This is a genomic window from Bartonella sp. CL436QHHD, from assembly GCF_042195105.1.
GTDB lineage: Bacteria > Pseudomonadota > Alphaproteobacteria > Rhizobiales > Rhizobiaceae > Bartonella.
The window spans coordinates 1-1,027 of the sequence record NZ_JBHINR010000006.1; the positions used below are offsets into that span (position 1 = coordinate 1).

The following is a 1,027-nucleotide window of genomic DNA, read 5'->3' on the forward strand; positions in this document are numbered from 1 at the left end:
AAAAGCAGCCACAACACGGCTGGAGGTGGAAAGTGAAGTTAATCAAAAAAGTGATGCTGATGTGCGTGCTGCTCTCTCTGATTGGTTGCGCGACAAATAAATATGCTTCTTCTTGTGTTGGTTGGTTACCTATTTATTTAAGCCGGCAAGATCTGAACACCATCAGTTCAAACTTAGCAAGAGAGATCTTAAAGCACAATAATCTAGGTGAACGCTTGTGTGGGTGGAAACATGGTTAGAAAAAAATCCAAAAAACACACAGAGCTTACAGAATCAGAAAAAGAAATGCTTCAAGAAATGATCATCACCTATCAAAGCGTGAAAATGATGTCTCGCTTGATGAAGTGGATAGCATTTTTTCTTTTTTTGTTTATCCTTGATTTTGCACGCCTCATGGATGCGCTAGATAATGTCATTGCACATTTAAAGCAGTGGTTCTCAAAAAATTAAAAAAACCATTATAGTAAAAAAACAGTTAACGAAAGCCTGAGAATTTCTGCTAGAATCACGAGAGAGCTTCTTTTTTAATAGGATTTTTTAGATGCCAACACCATTTGGTAAAACCTTACGCAAACTTCGCATTGATCATTCAGAACGCCTTTTAGATATGGCTAAAAAATTAGATATATCTGTAGCATTTTTATCATCTATAGAAATTGGCAAAAAGTCTGTTCCTGTAGGACTGGAGGAAAAGCTAATTGAACTCTATGCTTTAGATCAAGAGGTAGCAGAAATTTTGAGAAGAGAATCAGATGCTTGTCGTAAAAGCTTCACTATAAAGCCTTCTGATACATTCAGATGTGAAGCTGTTGGTATGTTTTCTAGACTGATAAACATTATTTCACAAGAAGATTTAGAACTATTAAAAAAATTATTAGAGAAAGCTGGCAAAAAGAATGCGCTTTGTAAAGGAAAGTGTGAAAATCCTATTCCCGAACCTTTATTTATTTATCCCGAACCTTAAAAAAGATTACACAGAATCAAAAAGTTATAGCACCATAAAAATGCTGTGGCGGAGGGGGTGGGA

The 1,027-nt window shown here is 35.7% G+C and carries 3 protein-coding genes; all 3 read left to right on the plus strand.

The features are described 5' to 3' along the window. Positions 1 to 53 precede the first annotated feature (53 nt). The 3 genes from ACFIKN_RS01460 (at position 54) to ACFIKN_RS01470 (ending at position 964) form a co-directional block, all read left to right on the plus strand. Positions 54 to 239, plus strand: coding sequence for a hypothetical protein (locus ACFIKN_RS01460; protein WP_375657797.1), 186 nt, complete (start codon positions 54 to 56; stop codon positions 237 to 239). Continuing rightward, positions 232 to 450 (plus strand): hypothetical protein, encoded by a 219-nt coding sequence (locus tag ACFIKN_RS01465; RefSeq protein ID WP_375630869.1) that lies wholly within the window; start codon positions 232 to 234, stop codon positions 448 to 450. The genes ACFIKN_RS01460 and ACFIKN_RS01465 overlap by 8 nt, the downstream gene beginning before the upstream one ends. Before the next feature lie 91 nt (positions 451 to 541). Next, a complete protein-coding gene (locus tag ACFIKN_RS01470; protein WP_375657796.1) occupies positions 542 to 964 on the plus strand; it encodes a helix-turn-helix domain-containing protein in 423 nt (140 codons plus the stop codon). Positions 965 to 1,027: the final 63 nt, after the last annotated feature.